This is a genomic window from Ruegeria sp. CDSC052 (assembly GCF_059610685.1).
The window spans coordinates 144472-162786 of record NZ_JBXWOB010000005.1 but is presented as its reverse complement, the minus strand read 5'-3'; the positions used below and the strand labels follow the sequence as shown (position 1 = coordinate 162786).

At 57.8% G+C, this 18315-nt stretch carries 19 protein-coding genes and 1 other RNA gene; 6 read left to right on the top strand and 14 right to left on the bottom strand.

What is annotated here, in order from left to right; all coding sequences use genetic code 11:
• The first annotated feature begins 11 nt into the window (after nucleotides 1–11).
• The gene (locus AC2FIM_RS11060) at nucleotides 12–1673 is read left to right on the top strand and encodes an FAD-binding dehydrogenase (RefSeq protein WP_496677720.1); all 1662 of its coding nucleotides are present in this window, start codon (nucleotides 12–14) and stop codon (nucleotides 1671–1673) included.
• On the opposite strand, the gene AC2FIM_RS11055 is transcribed toward AC2FIM_RS11060, so the two are convergent.
• The 3 genes from AC2FIM_RS11055 to AC2FIM_RS11045 form a co-directional block, all read right to left on the bottom strand.
• Nucleotides 1674–2420: a YbaY family lipoprotein gene (locus AC2FIM_RS11055; protein ID WP_496677719.1), complete on the bottom strand. Its 747-nt coding sequence runs from the start codon at nucleotides 2418–2420 to the stop codon at nucleotides 1674–1676.
• Nucleotides 2421–2516: 96 nt separating this feature from the next.
• Nucleotides 2517–4295 (bottom strand): SLC13 family permease, encoded by a 1779-nt coding sequence (locus AC2FIM_RS11050; RefSeq protein ID WP_271949419.1) that lies wholly within the window; start codon nucleotides 4293–4295, stop codon nucleotides 2517–2519.
• Between the two features lie 90 nt (nucleotides 4296–4385).
• Nucleotides 4386–5201 (bottom strand): TIGR00282 family metallophosphoesterase, encoded by an 816-nt coding sequence (locus AC2FIM_RS11045; RefSeq protein WP_142636761.1) that lies wholly within the window; start codon nucleotides 5199–5201, stop codon nucleotides 4386–4388.
• An 87-nt stretch (nucleotides 5202–5288) separates the two neighbouring features.
• Here AC2FIM_RS11045 and AC2FIM_RS11040 point away from each other — a divergent pair, with 87 nt between their 5' ends.
• Nucleotides 5289–5522: a putative hemolysin gene (locus tag AC2FIM_RS11040; protein ID WP_142636759.1), complete on the top strand. Its 234-nt coding sequence runs from the start codon at nucleotides 5289–5291 to the stop codon at nucleotides 5520–5522.
• 8 nt (nucleotides 5523–5530) lie between these two features.
• Here the strand turns inward: AC2FIM_RS11040 and AC2FIM_RS11035 are convergent, their stop codons facing one another.
• Entirely contained in the window at nucleotides 5531–6088 is a 558-nt protein-coding gene (locus tag AC2FIM_RS11035; RefSeq protein ID WP_281994934.1) for a 5-formyltetrahydrofolate cyclo-ligase, read from the bottom strand.
• Nucleotides 6085–7479, bottom strand: a complete 1395-nt coding sequence (gene mgtE / locus AC2FIM_RS11030) for a magnesium transporter (protein ID WP_496689670.1) — start codon at nucleotides 7477–7479, stop codon at nucleotides 6085–6087. Before mgtE ends, AC2FIM_RS11035 begins: the two co-directional genes overlap by 4 nt.
• Nucleotides 7480–7619: 140 nt before the next feature.
• On the opposite strand from mgtE, the gene guaD reads away from it, so the two are divergent.
• Nucleotides 7620–8909: a guanine deaminase gene (guaD, locus tag AC2FIM_RS11025; protein WP_271949527.1), complete on the top strand. Its 1290-nt coding sequence runs from the start codon at nucleotides 7620–7622 to the stop codon at nucleotides 8907–8909.
• Here the strand turns inward: guaD and AC2FIM_RS11020 are convergent.
• From AC2FIM_RS11020 to AC2FIM_RS11010, 3 genes are all read right to left on the bottom strand, one after another.
• Nucleotides 8906–10240 carry an 8-oxoguanine deaminase gene (locus AC2FIM_RS11020; RefSeq protein WP_496708127.1) on the bottom strand — a complete coding sequence of 445 codons (1335 nt, stop codon included), beginning with the start codon at nucleotides 10238–10240 and terminating at the stop codon, nucleotides 8906–8908. The genes guaD and AC2FIM_RS11020 overlap by 4 nt on opposite strands.
• Nucleotides 10241–10354: 114 nt before the next feature.
• Complete coding sequence (gene hisN / locus AC2FIM_RS11015) at nucleotides 10355–11146, bottom strand: histidinol-phosphatase (protein WP_281972720.1); 792 nt, start codon at nucleotides 11144–11146, stop codon at nucleotides 10355–10357.
• Between the two features lie 44 nt (nucleotides 11147–11190).
• Nucleotides 11191–11562, bottom strand: coding sequence for a helix-turn-helix domain-containing protein (locus AC2FIM_RS11010; RefSeq protein WP_142636749.1), 372 nt, complete (start codon nucleotides 11560–11562; stop codon nucleotides 11191–11193).
• A 339-nt stretch (nucleotides 11563–11901) separates the two neighbouring features.
• On the opposite strand from AC2FIM_RS11010, the gene AC2FIM_RS11005 reads away from it, so the two are divergent.
• A complete protein-coding gene (locus AC2FIM_RS11005) occupies nucleotides 11902–12858 on the top strand; it encodes an NADPH:quinone oxidoreductase family protein (RefSeq protein WP_496677716.1) in 957 nt (318 codons plus the stop codon).
• Between the two features lie 7 nt (nucleotides 12859–12865).
• On the opposite strand, the gene AC2FIM_RS11000 is transcribed toward AC2FIM_RS11005, so the two are convergent.
• Nucleotides 12866–13747 carry a LysR family transcriptional regulator gene (locus tag AC2FIM_RS11000; RefSeq protein WP_142636745.1) on the bottom strand — a complete coding sequence of 294 codons (882 nt, stop codon included), beginning with the start codon at nucleotides 13745–13747 and terminating at the stop codon, nucleotides 12866–12868.
• A gap of 125 nt (nucleotides 13748–13872) precedes the next feature.
• Between AC2FIM_RS11000 and AC2FIM_RS10995 the strand changes: the two genes are divergently transcribed.
• Both AC2FIM_RS10995 and AC2FIM_RS10990 read left to right on the top strand, forming a co-directional pair.
• The gene (locus AC2FIM_RS10995; protein WP_496677715.1) at nucleotides 13873–14082 is read left to right on the top strand and encodes a DUF1127 domain-containing protein; all 210 of its coding nucleotides are present in this window, start codon (nucleotides 13873–13875) and stop codon (nucleotides 14080–14082) included.
• A 181-nt stretch (nucleotides 14083–14263) separates the two neighbouring features.
• Nucleotides 14264–15043: a Bax inhibitor-1/YccA family protein gene (locus AC2FIM_RS10990; protein WP_142636741.1), complete on the top strand. Its 780-nt coding sequence runs from the start codon at nucleotides 14264–14266 to the stop codon at nucleotides 15041–15043.
• Nucleotides 15044–15209: 166 nt separating this feature from the next.
• On the opposite strand, the gene AC2FIM_RS10985 is transcribed toward AC2FIM_RS10990, so the two are convergent.
• From AC2FIM_RS10985 to AC2FIM_RS10965, 5 genes are all read right to left on the bottom strand, one after another.
• Nucleotides 15210–15716 (bottom strand): hypothetical protein, encoded by a 507-nt coding sequence (locus AC2FIM_RS10985; protein ID WP_185956682.1) that lies wholly within the window; start codon nucleotides 15714–15716, stop codon nucleotides 15210–15212.
• 228 nt (nucleotides 15717–15944) lie between these two features.
• Nucleotides 15945–16112: a 50S ribosomal protein L33 gene (gene rpmG / locus AC2FIM_RS10980; RefSeq protein WP_007799108.1), complete on the bottom strand. Its 168-nt coding sequence runs from the start codon at nucleotides 16110–16112 to the stop codon at nucleotides 15945–15947.
• A 281-nt stretch (nucleotides 16113–16393) separates the two neighbouring features.
• Nucleotides 16394–16809, bottom strand: an RNA gene (gene rnpB / locus AC2FIM_RS10975) — RNase P RNA component class A.
• A gap of 123 nt (nucleotides 16810–16932) precedes the next feature.
• Nucleotides 16933–17616 (bottom strand): N-acetylmuramoyl-L-alanine amidase, encoded by a 684-nt coding sequence (locus AC2FIM_RS10970; protein ID WP_496710170.1) that lies wholly within the window; start codon nucleotides 17614–17616, stop codon nucleotides 16933–16935.
• Nucleotides 17600–18292 carry a hypothetical protein gene (locus AC2FIM_RS10965; RefSeq protein ID WP_142636737.1) on the bottom strand — a complete coding sequence of 231 codons (693 nt, stop codon included), beginning with the start codon at nucleotides 18290–18292 and terminating at the stop codon, nucleotides 17600–17602. The genes AC2FIM_RS10970 and AC2FIM_RS10965 overlap by 17 nt, the downstream gene beginning before the upstream one ends.
• Nucleotides 18293–18315: the final 23 nt, after the last annotated feature.

Here is an 18315-nt window from a genome sequence, read left to right as displayed (position 1 = left end):
GAGGAAAAAACATGTCCAATAACACCGCAGATGCCATTGTCGTTGGGGCTGGGCTGGCTGGGCTTGCGGCCGCGGCCGAGCTAGGCGACCGCGGAAAAAAGGTGATCATACTGGATCAGGAACCCGGTCATTTCCTCGGCGGTCAGGCGTTCTGGAGCCTCGGTGGATTGTTCATGGTCGACACGCCGGAACAGCGCCGGATGGGCATCAGGGACAGCCACGAACTGGCCTTGCGTGACTGGCAGGGCAGCGCGCAGTTTGACCGCGAAGAAGACGCTTGGCCCCGCAAATGGGCCGAGGCTTATGTCGAATTCGCCGCCGGTGAAATGCGGCCCTGGCTGCACGATATGGGGCTGCGATGGTTTCCTGTGGTTGGATGGGCCGAACGTGGCGGTTCTTATGCCGATGGACATGGCAATTCGGTACCTCGGTTCCACATCACATGGGGCACCGGCCCTGGTGTTCTGGAACATTTCATCCGTCGCGTGCGCGAACATGTCAGCACAGGCCTGATCCAGCTGAAGTTCCGCCACCAAGTCAGCCATATCATTATGCAAAACGGCTGTGCCAAAGGCGTCTCGGGAGAGGTCTTGGCTGAGGACGCAGCCGCGCATGGCGCCAAGACCAACCGGGAAGAGGTCGGGGAATTCGAGGTCTATGCTCCTTCGGTCATCGTCAGTTCGGGCGGTATTGGTGGCAATTTCGAAATGGTGCGCAAGAACTGGCCGCGCGACCGCCTGGGCGAACCACCCAAAGACATGATCGCGGGCGTGCCGTTCCACGTTGACGGTCGGATGATCCCTATCAGCGAAAAGGCCGGTGGGCATGTGATCAACGGCGACCGGATGTGGCATTACACCGAGGGCGTCAAAAACTGGAACCCGATCTGGCCATCGCACGGAATTCGTATCCTGCCCGGCCCAAGCTCTATGTGGTTTGACGCGCGCGGCAATCGTCTGTTGCCCCCTTGTTTGCCGGGGTTCGACACGTTGGGCACGTTGAAAGAGATCCTGAAAACCGGTTATGAATACAGCTGGTTTGTGCTGACCCAAAAGGTGATCAAAAAGGAATTTGCGCTCTCCGGGTCGGAACAGAACCCGGATTTCACCTCGGGCAGCTGGAAAGAGGTTATCCGTCAGCGCATTTTGTCAGGATCGCAAGCCACCGCGCCGGTCGAGGCCTTCAAACAACACGGGGAAGATTTCATCGTTGCCAACACTCTGACCGAACTGGTCAGCGGCATGAACCAACTGGGTGGCGATCTGATCAAAGAGGCGCATTTGCGCGCCCAGATCGAAGCGCGGGACTCACAGGTCGACAACCCTTTTACCAAGGACGCGCAGATGGCGGCGATTCTGGCGGCCCGCAACTATCGGGGTGACAGGTTGATCCGCACCGCCAAACCACACAAGTTCCTTGATCCTGCGAATGGGCCGCTAATCGCGGTCAAACTTCACATGCTGACGCGCAAAACGCTGGGCGGTTTGCAGACCAACCTCGACAGTCAGATGATCGGTGCAAACGGTCAGGTCGTTCCCGGGTTGTTCGCCGCAGGAGAGGTCGCCGGTTTCGGCGGCGGCGGCTATCACGGATACAACGCACTGGAAGGCACATTTCTGGGCGGCTGCATCTTTTCCGGGCGCAACGCAGGACGGTCGCGCGCTGTGGCCTGATTAATGCGTGCGTATGAATTTCAGAACCGGGTCGCCTGCGCTGTCCAGCAGCGCAAGGCTATCGCCCGCCACCGCATAGGACACCACGTTTTGCAGCGCGGCAAAGAACTGATCCTCGACCTGCTCCATCTCGGGTGGGCAGGCCATCAAAGTGGCCGCAATATTGTCTGGAAACGTCAGCGAAGTGCCCGAAATCTCGGCCTGCCCGGTGAACCGGTTGCAACCGCCTGAGCCGCTAAAGGCACCGCCTTGCGCAAACTCAAGCTGCGGGGCGCGTTCGCTGTTCAGCACGGCCCCCTCCACACCAATCGCCGTCCAGCTTGTGTTTTCCAGCCCCGCCGACGTGGGGCCGTCCGTCTTGACCAACAAAATGTCGGCCGTATCCGGCGCACCATTGGTCAGGACCGGATACACCGTGTCGGTCGTAAACAGCAGTTGTGACCCACGATATATTGCCCCCCGCACCGCATAGGTCATCCCGTCACGGATCAGAGCATCATCATAGGTCAGTTCAAACTCGGCAGGCACCCCGCTCAGCACGTAGCGCTGCGCAGCCAGCGTTACCGCTGGCGCATCCGCAAGCGATATATCCTGCAGCTCGATATAAAGCGTCGCGTCTTCAGGCACGGCAATCCGTTCGCGGTAGGAGGCGGTACCGGTCACCGAACCAGCCGATACATCGCTGCCAATCAGCGCCACCATAATCGCACCCATTACGATCAACTGACCAAATTTTGGAAAAGGCATAATCCCGTCCTTTCGTCCAAGTTCTAGAGGAAAAGATTGTGTCTGGATCAGCCTTTACAAGACCGTCAGCGCAAAACCGGCGGGTTCGCGCCGGTGTTACAACGGCCAGATGATCGGAATAAGCAACGAAGCAAGCAGCCCTACCGTCAGGTTCAAGGGGATGCCAACCTTCATGAAATCGACAAACCGATATCCCCCCGGACCATAGACCATCATGTTGGTCTGATATCCGATTGGTGTCGCAAAGGATGCAGATGCCGCCAACATCACCGCAACCACCAGCGGCCTTGGGTCTACGCCGACGGCCTGCGCCAACCCGATTGCGATCGGCGTGACCACTACCGCAACGGCGTTGTTGGAGACGAGTTCGGTAAGCACCGAGGTCAAAACATAGATGGCCCAAACGATCAGGAACGGTGGCAGCGCACTTAGCCCAGGTGCGATTGCATCGACGATCAGGGAAACCGCACCAGACTTATCAAGCGCAGCCCCGATGGCCAGCATCGAGAATATCAATGCCAGAAGTCGCCCCTCGATAAAGGAAAACGCCTCATCCGCGTCTATGCAGCGGGTGACCAGAACCAGAGCGACCGCAAGAATGGAGAGCAACAGAATTGGCGCCACACCCAATGCGGCCAATACAACGATCCCGATCAATGCCCCAATCGCCACCGGAGCGTGATTGCGGCGGAACGCCCGCGCCGAGGGCTGTGTCACGTCGACCATATCCATATCAGCGGCAAGCTTCTGGATATCGGCAGGTGATCCCTCCAACAGCAGAGTATCCCCGACTCGCACCACGAGGTCGTCTAGTTGACGACCGATATTCTGGTTCCGCCGATGTACCGCCAGAACGTAGACACCATAGCGGCGGCGCAGGCGCATCACGCCCAGCGTTCGCCCAACCATACGGCACCCCGGTGTGATCAGCACTTCGACCGTTTTGGTCTCGACCGCAGAAACCTGATCAACACGCTTTAACTCTTTGTTGCTTTGCAGGCTCAGCAACTCGGTCATCTCGGTCCGCAGGACCACGCGATCCCCAACCTTAAGTGTCACCCCTTTGAGGTTGCGCCGCAAAGACTCGTCCCCGCGGACCACGTCAATCAGGCGTACGCCGGGGCGTTTGAACAGTTGCACCCCTGTCACCTCGCGCCCGATCAGGTTGCTGTCGGGCGGAATGACGGCCTCGGTGAAGAACTTCATCTTAGAGCGATCACTGAGAAGCGAGGCCATGCTGTCGCGTTCCGGCAGCAGGCGCGGCGCAACAAAGCGCAGATAGATCATGCCGTAGATCACCACTGCGATGCCCAAGGGCGTGACTTCGAAAATCGTGAATGCAGCCAGACCCTGAGATCGCGCGACACCATCCACAAGCAGGTTGGTCGAGGTGCCGATCAGTGTCAGCGTCCCCCCCATGATGGCAGCATAGCTGAGCGGGATCAGCAGTTTCGAGGCCGGCACATTCAACGTGCGGGCAATCTGTACAAAAACCGGGATCATCACGACGACAACGGGTGTGTTTGACACCACCGCCGAGGCCAGAACCACAAACCCCATCAGCAGTGCGATAGCGATACGCGGATTAACCTGCGCCTGTTTCTGCGCAGTCGCGGTAAAGGAATCCAACGCCCCGGTTCTGACCAGAGCCCCCATGACGATGAACATCGCCGCAATCGTCCATGGCGCAGGATTGGACAGAACTGCCAACGCGCTTTGATAGGGCAGGATACCGGTCACCAGCATCAGGGCAACGCCCGCGATGGCGACAACCTCGGTCGGGTAAGCCTCGCGCAGGAACATGACAAACATGCCTGCGACAACCAATAGCGCCACGATCGCGCTGCCCGTTTCTGTCAGTTGAAGAAATTGCATTCGTGGTATTCAGTCCGAACCCTGGCCCAGCTTGCGCGCCCGTCGGGCAGTTTCCCGTATTGCGGGCAGCAGGGCAAGCCCAACCTCGCGCTATTGCGGCCCGGCTTGTTGCAAGCGACCCCCAACGCGCACCATTTGCACGGATTTTGCCTGACCATTGCGATCATCGGTTTCCACGAACACACCGCTTAGCGTTGCTTCGCCATTTGCAGGCGTAAACCGCGCCTTGGGCATCCCGGTGATGAACCGGCGCATCGGTTCTAGCTTTTCCATACCAATGACAGAATCGTAATCCCCGCACATCCCGGCATCGGTCAGATAGGCTGTTCCCCCCGGAAGGATCTGCGCATCCGCGGTTGGAACATGCGTATGGGTTCCAACCACGAGGCTGGCGCGCTTGTCGCAATAATGCCCCATCGCCATCTTTTCGGATGTGGCCTCGCAATGCATATCAACGATGATCGCCTGCGCCTGACCGCCGCGCGGGTGTGACTTCAGAATTGGCTCGATGGCCGAGAACGGATCATCGAAGGGCCGCTTCATAAAGACCTGCCCAAGCACCTGTACAACCAGAACCTTGCGCCCGCCAGGGGCGGTATAGAGACGATGCCCGCGCCCCGGAGCACCCTTAGCAAAGTTAACGGGGCGCACAATGCGCGGTTCGCTCTCAATGAATTGCAACATGTCCTTCTGGTCGAAAGCGTGGTCGCCCAGCGTCAGACAATCCGCCCCTGCATCTAACAGCAGCTTGGCATGATCCCCGGTCAAACCCATTCCGTTCGAGGCGTTCTCACCATTGATCACCACGAAATCCAGCCGCCATTCGTCGCGCAGACGTGGCAGATGTTGCTGAACGGCCGCGCGTCCAGCGCGGCCCATAACGTCACCCAGAAAAAGTATCCTCATAGAAACCGTCTAAGTGTGGCAATTCGCAAGTACAAGCCGTTAAGCTGACCCAATGAACGGCAAAACTCTTTATTTAGGAGATTCTTTATGTTTCGGATCGGTCTGACCTTTGGTGTCTGTGCCACCCTTGCTGCCTGCTCGGAAGAGCAAGCGGTCAACTCAAACCCACAGCTGCCAAACCCCTCGGCCATCTATTGCATCGACAGCGGTGGGCGGTATGAAATTCGGGACGGAGAGAATGGCCAGACCGGCGTGTGCATATTGCCTGATGGCACCGAAAAAAATGCCTGGGAATATTTTCGCGCTAAAAACCAGGGCTGATACCTTCGTTAAAAGGTCAACACTCGGCTTTCGGTTACTACCATATCAAGCGGCTGATCCGTCGATTCCAGCGGCAGCCCGTCTGCTTCTTGCGCATCGAAGGCAAAACCGATGGCCAGAGTCGGGCGTTTCACGCGCAGCCCTTCCAGTGTCCGGTCATAGAACCCGCCCCCATAACCCAGACGCCCTCCATTTGCATCGAATGCCACCAGCGGAACGATCAGAATTTCGGGATCGAAATAGTCATCGACCTCGGGCACTTTGGCGCCAAACGGGCCATCCTTCAGCCTGCCTTCGGGCGTCCAACGAGAGAATTTCAGCGGCTGTCCGGCCGCCTGAATAACCGGTACGCCCACCGGGCCGTAAGCGGACGCCTCGGCCATGGCGGGCAGCGGGTCACTCTCGGTCCGGATGGGCATATAACCCGACAGGGGTACTCCGCGGTGCCCGGCCAGAATTTCAGACAGTCGCCCGGCGGCACCGGGCGGATTTGCATCAAACGCAGATTTGCGCCGGGCAAAGGCCGCCTTGCGCGCGGCAGCTTTGATTTCGGTCAGATCGGTCACAATAGCACCACGCTGGCAAGCCCAAGAAAGATAAAGAATCCCATGACATCCGTCGTTGTCGTCACAAAGGTTCCTGACGCCAGCGCCGGGTCAATACCCATCCGGTCTAGCACGACCGGTACTACCGTACCTGCAAAGCCTGCGATCACCATGTTCACGACCAGAGCGGAGCCAATCACGACACCCAGCAACGGCGAGCCGAACCAATACATTCCCACCACGCCCAGAACGGTGGCAAAACACAGCCCGTTCAACATGCCCACCAGCAGTTCCCGTCGGATCACCCGCATCACGTTCGCACCTGTCAGGTCGCGCGTTGCCAGGGCTCGCACTGCGACGGTCAGCGATTGTGTCCCCGCATTGCCCCCCATCGAGGCCACAATCGGCATCAGAATGGCCAACGCCACCAACTGATCAATCGCCGCCTCGAACTGGGAAATCACCAGCGAGGCGCAGATCGAAGTACACAGGTTTACCGCCAACCATGGCAGGCGTCGCCTGCTGGTCGCGGCCACACTGTCGGACAGCGAGCTTTCGTTGCTGACACCGGCTAGGCGCAACATATCCTCTTCATATTCCTCATCCAGCACCACCATCGCGTCATCAATGGTGATCACACCAACAAGCCGTCCGTCACCATCCACCACTGGGGCCGAGATCAGGTGGTACTGATTGAACGCATAGGCCACGTCCTCTTCATCCTGATCGACGGGAATGGTATAGAACTCTTCTTCGGCAATTTCGTGCAGAGGCACCTCGCGCCGGGTGGCCATGAGTTTGCCTAGTGTTACCTGTGCTGTTGGCTTCAGCCGCGGATCAACAAGAACCAAATGGTAGAATTGTTCTGGCAGTCCGTCATTGGCACGCATAAAGTCAATGGCCTGCCCAACTGTCCAATGCTCGGGCGCCATGACGACTTCGCGTTGCATAAGCCGTCCGGCCGAGTTTTCCGGGTAGGATAACGCCTGTTCGGCCGCGATCCGTTCGGAATCCTCCAGCGCACCCAGGATGGCTTCTTGCTGCGGCTCTTCAAGGTCTTCCAGCAGATCGACGACATCGTCGCTTTCCATGTCGCGTACGGCATCCGCCAGAACATCGGGACGCAGGACTTCAATAACTTCTTCCCTGACACCTTCGTCCAGTTCAGACAGAATATCGCCGTCGAACTCTTTGTCATACAGACGGATCAACCGGGTGCGGTCATAGGGGTTGATCTGTTCCAGAAGGTCGGCGATGTCGGCAGCGTGCAGCGGGTCCATCAATTCGACCAGCTTATCGCGGTCATCAACATCAACTGCATACAGAATGGATGCTACTGTTCGACGATCCAGTGCATAAGCGTCATCATCAGAAGTCGGCTCACTTACGGGTTCGTTAATACCTGTTGTCATATCTGCCCCCGCTCTGTTCGCCCATTGGCCCCTAAATAGAAGAAGCAGCTACCGGAAAACAATGACAATGCGCCGATTTACCGACAACTTTCCTGTCCCTATGCTGTTTCGCAGTCCCAGACAGGCGGAGATGAATGAGTATGGCGCAAAAAACGCTGCTGAAAGGGCGTGTCCTGAGTTTCACTGGCACCCCGTTCGAGGGCGAACCGACCGAGGCTGTCAAAATCAGCGAAGCGGTTCTGATCGAAAACGGTCGGATTTCCAGCGTATCGGATGCCGACAGTCTGAACAACGCCCACCCCGAGGCAAAAGTCGTGGATCATGGTCAGCACGTGATCCTTGCAGGATTTGTTGATGCGCATGTGCATTATCCGCAGACCGCCATGATCGCCAGTTGGGGCAAACGCCTGATCGACTGGCTGAACACCTATACCTTCCCCGAAGAGATGAAATTCGGCGATGCAGCCTATGCCTCTGAGATTGCCAACCGGTATCTGGACCTGACAGCGGCACATGGCACCACCACGATGTGCAGCTATTGCACCATCCATCCCGAGAGTGTTGATGCCTTTTTCCTTGCGGCCAAACAACGCGGTCAACGGGTGGTTGCGGGCAAAACCTGCATGGACCGTAACGCGCCCGATGGTCTGAGGGATACGGCGCAAACCGCCTATGACCAGTCCCAGGCCTTGCTTGAGAAATGGCACGGGATCGACCGCCTGTCCTATGCGATTACGCCGCGTTTCTCACCCACCTCCACACCCGAACAGCTAGAGGCCATGGGCGCATTATGGGCAGAGCATCCCCATTGCCTGATGCAAACCCATCTCAGCGAACAGACTGATGAAATTGCCTGGGTACGCGAGCTGTTTCCCGACGCCCGCGATTATCTGGACACCTATGAAAAGTTCGGCCTGCTGGGCCCCAACGGCCTGTATGGCCACGTCATCCACCTTGAGGCACGTGAACGCGACCGACTGCGTGAGGTCGACGCTGCGTTGATCCATTGTCCGACCTCAAACACCTTTATCGGGTCAGGACTGTTCGACATGGCAGGGTTGATGCGCGACGGACACCGGGTTGGTCTGGCAACGGATACTGGTGGCGGTTCAAGTTTCTCGATGCTGCGCACGATGGCATCGGCCTATGAGATCGGACAGCTGCGCGGAACCCCGCTGCACGCCGCGCAACTGCTGTGGCTGGGCACCGTAGGGTCGGCCCGAACGCTGAGGCTGGATGACAGCATCGGCAATATCGCCCCGGGAATGGAGGCCGACCTGATCGTGCTCGACCTCGCCTCAACCCCGGCCATAGCTCAGCGCGAGGCCTGCGCCGATGACCTGTGGGAGGCCCTCTTTCCCACCATCATGATGGGCGATGACAGGGCGATTGCCGAGGTCTGGATCGCGGGTCAGCCTGTCCAAACCTAAGGTTGCAAAGCGCGGGCCAATCGGTTCTGCCGCTCAATCACCCGGGGCAGATCCAGCGTTGCGATCTGCCCGTCCCGCACGATCTGGCGACCTTCGACAAACAGGTGCTTCACCCGCGCCGGTCCGGCAAGCAACAGGGCGGCTGGATCCCAACTGCCCGCGCTTTCAATACCGCGCGTATCCCATATGGCTATGTCAGCACGTTTTCCGGGCTCCAGCCGACCGCAATCGGGCCGATTCAAGACATCCGCCCCACCCCGCGTGGCAATTTCAAGCGCCTCACGTGAGGACATGGCATCGGCACCGCTTGCGACGCGCTGCAACAACATAGCCTGCCGCGCCTCGAGGATCAGATTGCCGCTGTCATTACTGGCCGACCCATCGACGCCCAGACCCACAGGCACGCCGCGATCTCGCATCGACCGTACAGGGGCAATCCCCGAGCCCAACCGGCAGTTCGAACAGGGACAGTGCGCCACGCCTGTGCGGGACCGTGCAAACAGATCAATCTCTGCCCCGTCCAGTTTCACGCAATGGGCGTGCCAGACATCTGACCCGGTCCATCCCAATTCCTCGGCATATTGACCAGGACGGCACCCGAATTGTTCCTGAGAATAGGCGATATCCTCGTCATTTTCGGCCAGATGTGTGTGCAGCATTACGCCTTTGTCACGGGCCAGAATGGCCGTGTCACGCATCAAGTCACGACTGACAGAGAACGGTGAGCAAGGTGCCAGCCCGACCCGACACATTGCACCCTCTGACGGGTCATGAAAGGCGTCGACCACACGCATCATGTCTTCGAGAATAGCTGCTTCGGCTTCGACCAGTGAATCCGGCGGCAAGCCACCATCACTTTCACCAATACTCATGGCGCCGCGTGTTGGGTGGAACCGCAGGCCAACCTCGGCAGCCGCAGCAATAGTGTCATCCAGACGCGCACCGTTCGGATATAGATACAAGTGGTCGGAACTGAGCGTGCATCCCGTCAACGCCAGCTCGGCTAAACCGATCTGGGCGGATACGAACATCTCTTCGGGGCCAAATCGCGACCAAATCGGATAGAGCGTTTTCAGCCATCCGAACAAAAGCGCATCCTGCCCGCCAGGCACGGCGCGGGTCAGGGTCTGGTACAGATGGTGGTGCGTGTTCACGAGGCCGGGCGTCACCACACATCCGCTTGCATTATGGATCTCTGCGGTTGCCTGCAACCCATGGCCGATCTGTTCAATCTGTCCATCTCGGATCAGAATATCCGCGCCAGAAAGTTCTCGGCGCTGGTCATCCATGGTCAGGATCGTGTCTGCATTTATGATGAGGATATCAGTCATCTTGCTCTCCTTGCATCGCCCGTTTCATGCATGGAGTGCAAAAGCTGGCGGAAAACGGGCACAAGAACCAGCCGGCTCAAGGTTAATCCGCTCGCCGGGTCGCCGCAACAATTTTCAGAAGTTGCGCAGAATTTCCAGCGCAGCTGCGTGAATATCCGGGTTTGCCGCCGCCAGAGCCCGACCGCCATTATGGGCGGGGCCGCCTTGCCAGTCTGTGACGATACCGCCAGCCGCATGAATCACGGCGATTGGCGCCTGAATGTCATAGGCGTTCAGACCTGCTTCGATCACCAAATCCACCTGACCCGCTGCAAGCAGAGCATAAGCATAGCAATCCATTCCATAGCGGGTCAGGCGTACGTGCTGTGACACAGCCTCAAACCCGGCACGATCTTCCGACGCGCCGACCTCGGGGAAGGTCGTGAACAGAATCGCCTGGTCCAGAGAAGGTGTTGAACGGGTCTTCAGGGACATATCGCCCGTAGGACCATGGCTTCGCGCGATATCCGCCGAGCCGATGAAGCGTTCCCCGATATACGGCTGGTCGATGATCCCCATGGTTGGCCCGTCCTGCGTGCTAAGCGCAATCAGAACCCCCCATGTCGGTGTCCCGCTGATAAACCCTCGGGTGCCGTCGATCGGATCCAGAACCCAGGTGCGGCCACTTTGCCCCTCGTGCTGCCCATATTCCTCGCCAAATATTCCATCTTGGGGCCGATGTCGGGCTAAAACCGCGCGCATGGCTTTTTCGGCTGCGCGGTCGGCGACAGTGACCGGATCAAATCCCTGATCCAGCTTATTCGAAGTCTCAAGATTAGACTTCCTGAAAAAAGGAAGAATGGCCGCACGCGCCGCGTCGGCCATTTCTTCAGCTACTTCAAGATCACTCAGCGACATCTTATCCATACGCTACCCGTGCGTTTCGTCAGGATCAGAGTCAACCCGTGAAATCAGGCAACATCACTCAGAACGCGCGCAAGCTCGAACAGGCGGCGACGCTGGTTTTCCGGTATGGCATAGTAAGAGCGGACGAGATCCAGGGCCTCTTTGTCGCCCATAAGGTCTGCAGGAACCGATTTCTTATCCGAGCTTCCTTTCTCGACCTCTTCCAGGCCTTCAAAGAAGAAACTGACGGGAACATCCAATGCCTCGGCAATGTCCCAAAGACGAGACGCGCTGATTCGATTGGCACCGGTTTCATATTTCTGGATTTGCTGAAACTTGATACCAACTTGCTGTGCCAACTGCTGTTGGGTCATGCCAATCAGCCAGCGGCGATGCCTGACGCGTTTGCCCACATGGACATCGACGTGATGGGTCATTGGTACTATCCTCCCTTACACACACAACTGATACGGGTGCGCAACATGCTTTGTTACCGCAACATTAGCGAGCCCGACTTAACCACTCCCTAATTTGGAACATGCCCCCCAAATCAGCACCATAGCGCACTATTACGTTTTTTGGCGCTTTTTTCAAGAAGGTTGAATCTGATTCCACAAACAATGGTTTATAGTTGTGTTGTGAATACCGCGCACACGTTGATTCCAATCTGGAAACAATCACCCGATCAACACCGGATTAACGGGGTCTTCAGCAGGGTAACAGATTGACAAGACCACGACAGCACTGACCTATGCCCGAAAAGACGGAGCCAAATCATGCTGGCGTTTCATATCCAGACCAACGGGGCCAAGGCCCAGCTTTGCAATATTGACCTGACAGAACCCGGCGACAGCCAGGTCTGCATTCAAATCAAAGCCTGCGGTTTGAATTTTGCGGATCTCCTTATGCAGAAGGGGACGTATCAGGACACCCCGGTGGCGCCCTTTTCCTTGGGCATGGAAGTCGCAGGGATTGTTCGCGAAATTGGAAACAATGTACGCCACCTGAACCCGGGTGACCGCGTCGCTGTCTACTCCGGCCAGGGCGGCCTTGCTGAATTCGGAGTGTTCGACGCCGATCGTGCAATCGCAATCCCTGACTCTATGAGCTTTGAAGACGCCGCCGCAATTCAGATCACATATGGCACCAGCCATATTGCCTTGGATCATCGTGCGCGGCTCAGGCCCGGCGAAACCCTGCTGGTGACCGGTGCGGCAGGTGGCGTCGGCCTGACGGCGGTAGAGATCGGCAAGCTTATGGGCGCCACGGTTATTGCGCAGGCGCGCGGCAGTGAGAAACTCAAGGTGGCACAGAGGGCCGGGGCCGATCATCTGATCGACGCATCCGAAGATCTCCGCGCCCGTGTCCAGGCATTAGGAGGCGCGGATGTCGTATATGACGCGATCGGCGGCGATGTATTTAAAGCCGCGTTTCGCGCGACCAACCCCGAAGGTCGCATCTTGCCCATTGGCTTTGCGGGCGGTGAGGTGCCGCAAATTCCGGCCAACCATCTACTGGTCAAGAACCTGACAGTCATCGGGCTCTACATCGGAGGCTACTTGAAGTTTCGACCTCAGATTGTGACGGACAGCTTTGAAACGCTGTTTCGCTGGCATAGCGAGGGCCGCATCAAACCGCATATCAGCCATGTCCTGCCCCTGTCCGAAGCCGAACGCGGACTGGCCATGCTGCGCGACAGGACGGCCACCGGGAAAGTCGTCATAACCCCCTAACGGATGATCAACCGACAACGGCTTTAAGCGGCACCCCCCCAAGCAAACGAAAGTTCTGGCGCACCAGCGTCGCCAACGCCTCAACCACGGCTCCGCGGCCAGTTTCGCCGCCATAAAGATTTATCATATGCGCAGGAAGCTCGGGCAGGACGCCACCCGAATCGATCTGGGCAAGATGTGCGGCCTCTGTCCCTTCGAGCATGGCATGAACTGCCAAATCGGCGCTGACGGTTGCCTCGATAGTACGGTCATTTTCGGTTTCCACCGAAAGCTCCCAGGGAATTCCAGCCGCGTCCAACGCAGCAATGACCTGCGGCCTGAACAGACACCGACGCCCAAGCGCTAGCGGAATGGGGCGTTTTCGCCAGGCAGACCCGCCCGGCGCACCAATCCAGCGCAAAGGAAGCTCGGCAATCGTCTCGGCCCCCTGCCCCACTGTCGCCTCGGTCGTTAGGATCAAATCGCAGTCTCCGCGCTTAAACATATCCTTCAGTTGCAGCGAATAGGAGGAGATAAGCTGCACACGGACGCGTGGGAAATCCGCGTTGAACCGCTGCAGCACCCGGGGGATCGCCGGATAGACGATATCATGCGGCACACCAAGAACGACCTCGCCCTCATAGGCCTGATCCGTCAGCTTGGACATCACCTCGTCATTCAACGAGATCATGCGTCTGGCATAGGCCAAAAGCTGTTCGCCCGACGCTGTCAGCGCGATGGTTCTGCCACTTCGGTCCAGCAGCTCCAGACCTAAAAGCTCCTCCAACCGCTTTAGCTGCATCGATACGGCAGATTGTGTCAGGTGCAGGAAACCGGCTGCCCGCGTCACGCCACCCTGATCGGCAACTGCCACAAAGGAGCGGAGAGTGGTGATGTCCAAATTTCGCATCTTCACGATTCCTTATGGATGTGTTCAATAATATTCATTTTCAAAATGTGTCACAGTCCTCCATATAAATCAAGGAAGTTGATGCAATAAGCACAACACATCAGCAAAACCGAAAGGACAAGGCTATGACGCAAATCACAGCTTCAACATATTGCAAGCCTCGGCAGCGCTTTAAGCTCATTTCTGTTCTGGATGCGCTATCGCTACGGCGCCAACGCTGTCAGCTCGCCAGATTGGACGACCGCGCCCTTCTCGATATCGGCATTACCCGTGAAGAGGCCGAAGCCGAAGCAAAACGCCGCATATGGGATGCTCCGGAATTCTGGCAAAAATGAACCTAATCCACTACTTTTACCACTGAATGGCGGCTGACACCTCGAAGCCGCCATTTTTGTTGCGTGTTTTAGCCTGTTTCCCACGTTAAACCCTTGAAACACAGCCCGCACTTGACGATATTTGCGAGGAGCGCGGCCTGACATCGGGACGCAAAAAGAATATGTGGAGGGAGACCTTTTAATGGCACAATTTGACACGATCCGGACGGCGACCGGTACGCGCGCTGCCCAGATTGACGAGGGCCTGCGCGCCCATATGAACAAAGTCTACGGCACAATGTCCGTGGGCATGCTGATTACGGCACTCGCGGCCTGGGCTATTGCTGGCCTTGCCGTGACCTCAGATCCAAGCAACGCAGTTGCTCAGATCGGCGCTGATCGTTATCTGACCAGCCTGGGCGGCACCCTGTTCCTGTCGCCGCTGAAATGGATAGTGATGTTCTCACCGCTGGCATTCCTGATCTTTGGCTGGGGCGCGCTGATGCGGCGCGGGTCGGCTGCGGCGGTGCAACTGGGTTTCTTCGTATTCGCGGCCGTTATGGGCGTTTCGATGAGCTCGGTGTTCATGATCTACACTCCTTACTCGATCGCGCAGACGTTCATTGTGACCTCGATTGCCTTTGCTGGTCTGAGCCTGTTTGGCTACACCACCAAGCGCAATCTAAGCGGCATGGGCACATTCCTGATTATGGGTGTGATCGGCCTGCTGGTGGCGATGGTCATAAATATGTTCCTGCAATCGCCTGCGATGATGTTCGCGATCTCGGCAATCGGAGTGATTATCTTTGCTGGCCTGACGGCGTTCTACACACAGGACATCAAAAACACCTACGTTGCGCATGCAACACATGGTGACCAGGAATGGCTGAACAAAGCGGCTATAGACGGCGCGCTGAGCCTCTATATCTCGTTTCTGAACATGTTCCAGTTCTTGCTGATGTTCATGGGGCAACAAGAGTAGCACACCGCATTACAGCAGCAAATAAACAGGGCGGGTCCGAAACGACCCGCCCTTTTCTTTTGCGGCCTGCAGCAGGTCGCCCTGCGGTCAGCTCCTCGCCACGTGCTCCCAAAAAGAAAGGCCCCGTCCTGATGACGAGGCCTTGGAATTGAAAGCGAACGGAACTTTAGCTGCAGTTCAACTGAACAGCAAATCCGGAACTGCGCTTTTCTGAACCTTTGCGATAAACGTCGCCGACAGGCAAGCAGCCAGTGAATTGTTCGGCGCCAGTACCAAAGTTTGCACCAATCGTATTCGGAACCCTGGTGCGGCTATTTTCGGTACGCACGACGCCGAAAAGCGTTCCGTTCACTTCAACAGTGCTCAGGAACAGGTTTGTATCTGAGCCAGAAACGACTACTGCGCTGGTATCGCTGCGCGCGCCATTTTCTATTGCAACACGTGCAATTTTACCCGGATCGGTCTCGTCCGTTGAAACTCGGACCGGGGGTAGCTCTGCCAACTCTGCCGGAACATTGGTGGACTCTGGAACAAACGCCGCCGCACCCGGCACTTCGCTGATGCTCCGCGGCTCACCATCAATGCCCGTAAAGCCAACACCCTCGCGGTTATAGGGGTCTTCACAGGCTGCGAGAGCCAGAATAGTTGCTGTGGATAACAAGATTTTTTTCATGACGGCCAACATTTTGGAACGGTTAGCTCAAGCGTAGTTGCAATACATTCCAAAAAGCAACCCAGCGGGCAAACGAATGCCTCGGCTGCTGATGCTTAGCTGCAACGGCCTCCAAGCGCGCTCCGGCTGCTTTGAGCCGGTAGATTCAGGTATGAAACATCGTCGCGCAAACGAAAAAGGCCCTGTCGAAACAGGGCCCTTGTCATTCTGTCCAAGCAGGACGGCAGATTACTTGATCTTGCCTTCCTTGTACTCGACATGCTTCCGAACGACCGGGTCGTATTTACGAACGGTCATTTTCTCGGTCATGGTGCGCGCGTTCTTTTTGGTCACATAGAAGTGGCCCGTGCCCGCGGTCGAGTTCAGACGGATCTTGATTGTCGTCGGCTTCGCCATGGTTATCTCCTGCGTCCGAAAAGGCAGGGGCCTTTCGGTTGAATTCCTATGAGCGTGCGCTTTTACCCGGTCATGCAGCCGAGTCAACCTGAATTCGGGTAGATCGGCGCAGATTTCATCAAAACACAAGATCGTCTCTGCACCCAGCTTATCGCAGACCTTAACGCGGCCATTTCGGCCACAAGGGATGCCAGCTCAGCAGCCACAGCAAGACCTGTATCAAAGGATGACTCCAGCCGTGACCCACCTGTGGAACAACGCGATTCGTCTTAGCAATATTAACGCGCGGAGGGCCTGTAAGCCGGATCTTGTTCCAGGGTTGCCCCCTTCGATGACCATTCCTCTAGGCCGTGCATTGCTGCACGGCTCAAGCTGCCAACCCGGTCCCTCTCGGCCAAGACGCACTTAGCGGCGGTATCGGCGGACGCCGACCTGCCCGCGTGGGGACCCTATTTGGCATTGCTCCCAGTGGGGCTTGCCGTGCCACCCCTGTTGCCAGGGGCGCGGTGGGCTCTTACCCCACCGTTTCACCCTTACCACGTTTTGCCGGAGGCGAACCTTCGACACGTCGTGGCGGTCTGATTTCTGTGGCGCTTTCCGTCGGGTTGCCCCGCCCGGGCGTTACCCGGCACCGTTGTCTTGTGGAGTCCGGACTTTCCTCTCGGGCTTGCACCCCAGCGGCCATCCGGCCCTCCGCGCGGAGACGTGGGTATGCGCAGTGTCAGGCCGCGTCAAGGGCCGATAGGGCGTTAAGGGGCAGCCCCTTCTTGGCCTGCGGTCAATTCAGCCCCGAGATATTTTTGGCCAGATGAAAAGCCGATCAGGTCCAGAGCGCCGCATGGCCGAGCGGGGTGAAATCCGCAGGTTCCAACGGGCCTTTGGCCCAAGGGCGGTATCTGAGACGCACGGTGGCAAGCAGTGTGTCGTCGTCCGTTTCGGGCGAAAAGCCCATCTGTTGCGCCAACGCACGGAACAGCGGCATCGAGGCCTCTTGCGGGCCGTCATCCTGGCCACGTTGGCCAGCAAAATTGAGATGTTCGAGCCGTTGCCAGGGAAAGCGCGGGCCGGGGTCGACCTTGCGCCCCGGAGCCATGTCGGAATGGCCGATAACCCCGTCCGGTGCAATCGCCCATCGGGCCATGATACGGGCCAGAAGCCACTCAAGCGTGGTCATCTGAGGTTCGGGAAAAGGATGGGTGCCAAGATTGTCCAGCTCGATCCCAATCGAACGCGAATTGATATCAGTTCGCCCGCGCCATTCCCCTGCCCCGGCGTGCCAGGCCCGGTCCTCTTCGCGCACCAATTGCCAAAGCGTGCCATCGGAACCGATCAGGTAATGCGCAGAGACTTCGAAGGCCGGGTCACACAAGCGATCCAGCGCAGCCTGTGCACTGTCCATTGCGGTGTAGTGCAAAACGATCAATGACGGCGTCAGCCCATCCCGGCGATCTCCGAAATTGGGGGATGGGTGCCAGATGGGCTTTGGATCAGTTGTTGACGGCACTGCGGAACGGGCTGGGATCCCAGCCGCAAGCATATCCGTCGCCATCAGGGTCCAGCCCCTTGCGGTCCTTCTGGGGACCGCCATTTGACAGGAACTCGATCTGCGCCTGGTCCGCCGATGGGAATTTCGCGCAATTCCGCTGTGCCTTGGCCTGCAGGTTGAACCCTGCACGGCTGTAAAGCTGGGCACCGACCGGATTGGATGTGCTCAGCGCGTATTGGACGATGTTTGGCTGACCATCCGCTCCGCGTTGCGGAACCGCGGTTGGGGCGACAACCTCATAGGTTTGGCTGTTCTGTTCGATTCGAGCAGCATCGGTTTCGATACTGCGACGTTCAGAAACCGCAGCAAAATCCTGTTCGTCAGAGATGCCGCTGTTGCTCGCAGTCCGCACCGATGCTGAAGCGGCGGTCGCCTGCGTCGAGGTGCTTGCAAGCGCTGCAGCAGTGGCCGTGGCCAGGTCAGCACCATCCGCGCCCGATGTGGGCGACCCCAGAGGTTGTTGCGAGACCTCATAGGGTTCCGGCAGAGGGCTTCCGGTGCCGCCCTGCCCTGCCAGCTCAGCTTCTCTTTGCGCCTGATAAGTCGGGGTGTTGAACCCTGTACCCTGAACCGGGGCCACCGTGTTACAGGCGGCCATCAACCCGATTGCGGGGATCAGAATCGAAAAGCGCATCCAGCTGCTCCGTTCTACGTTGT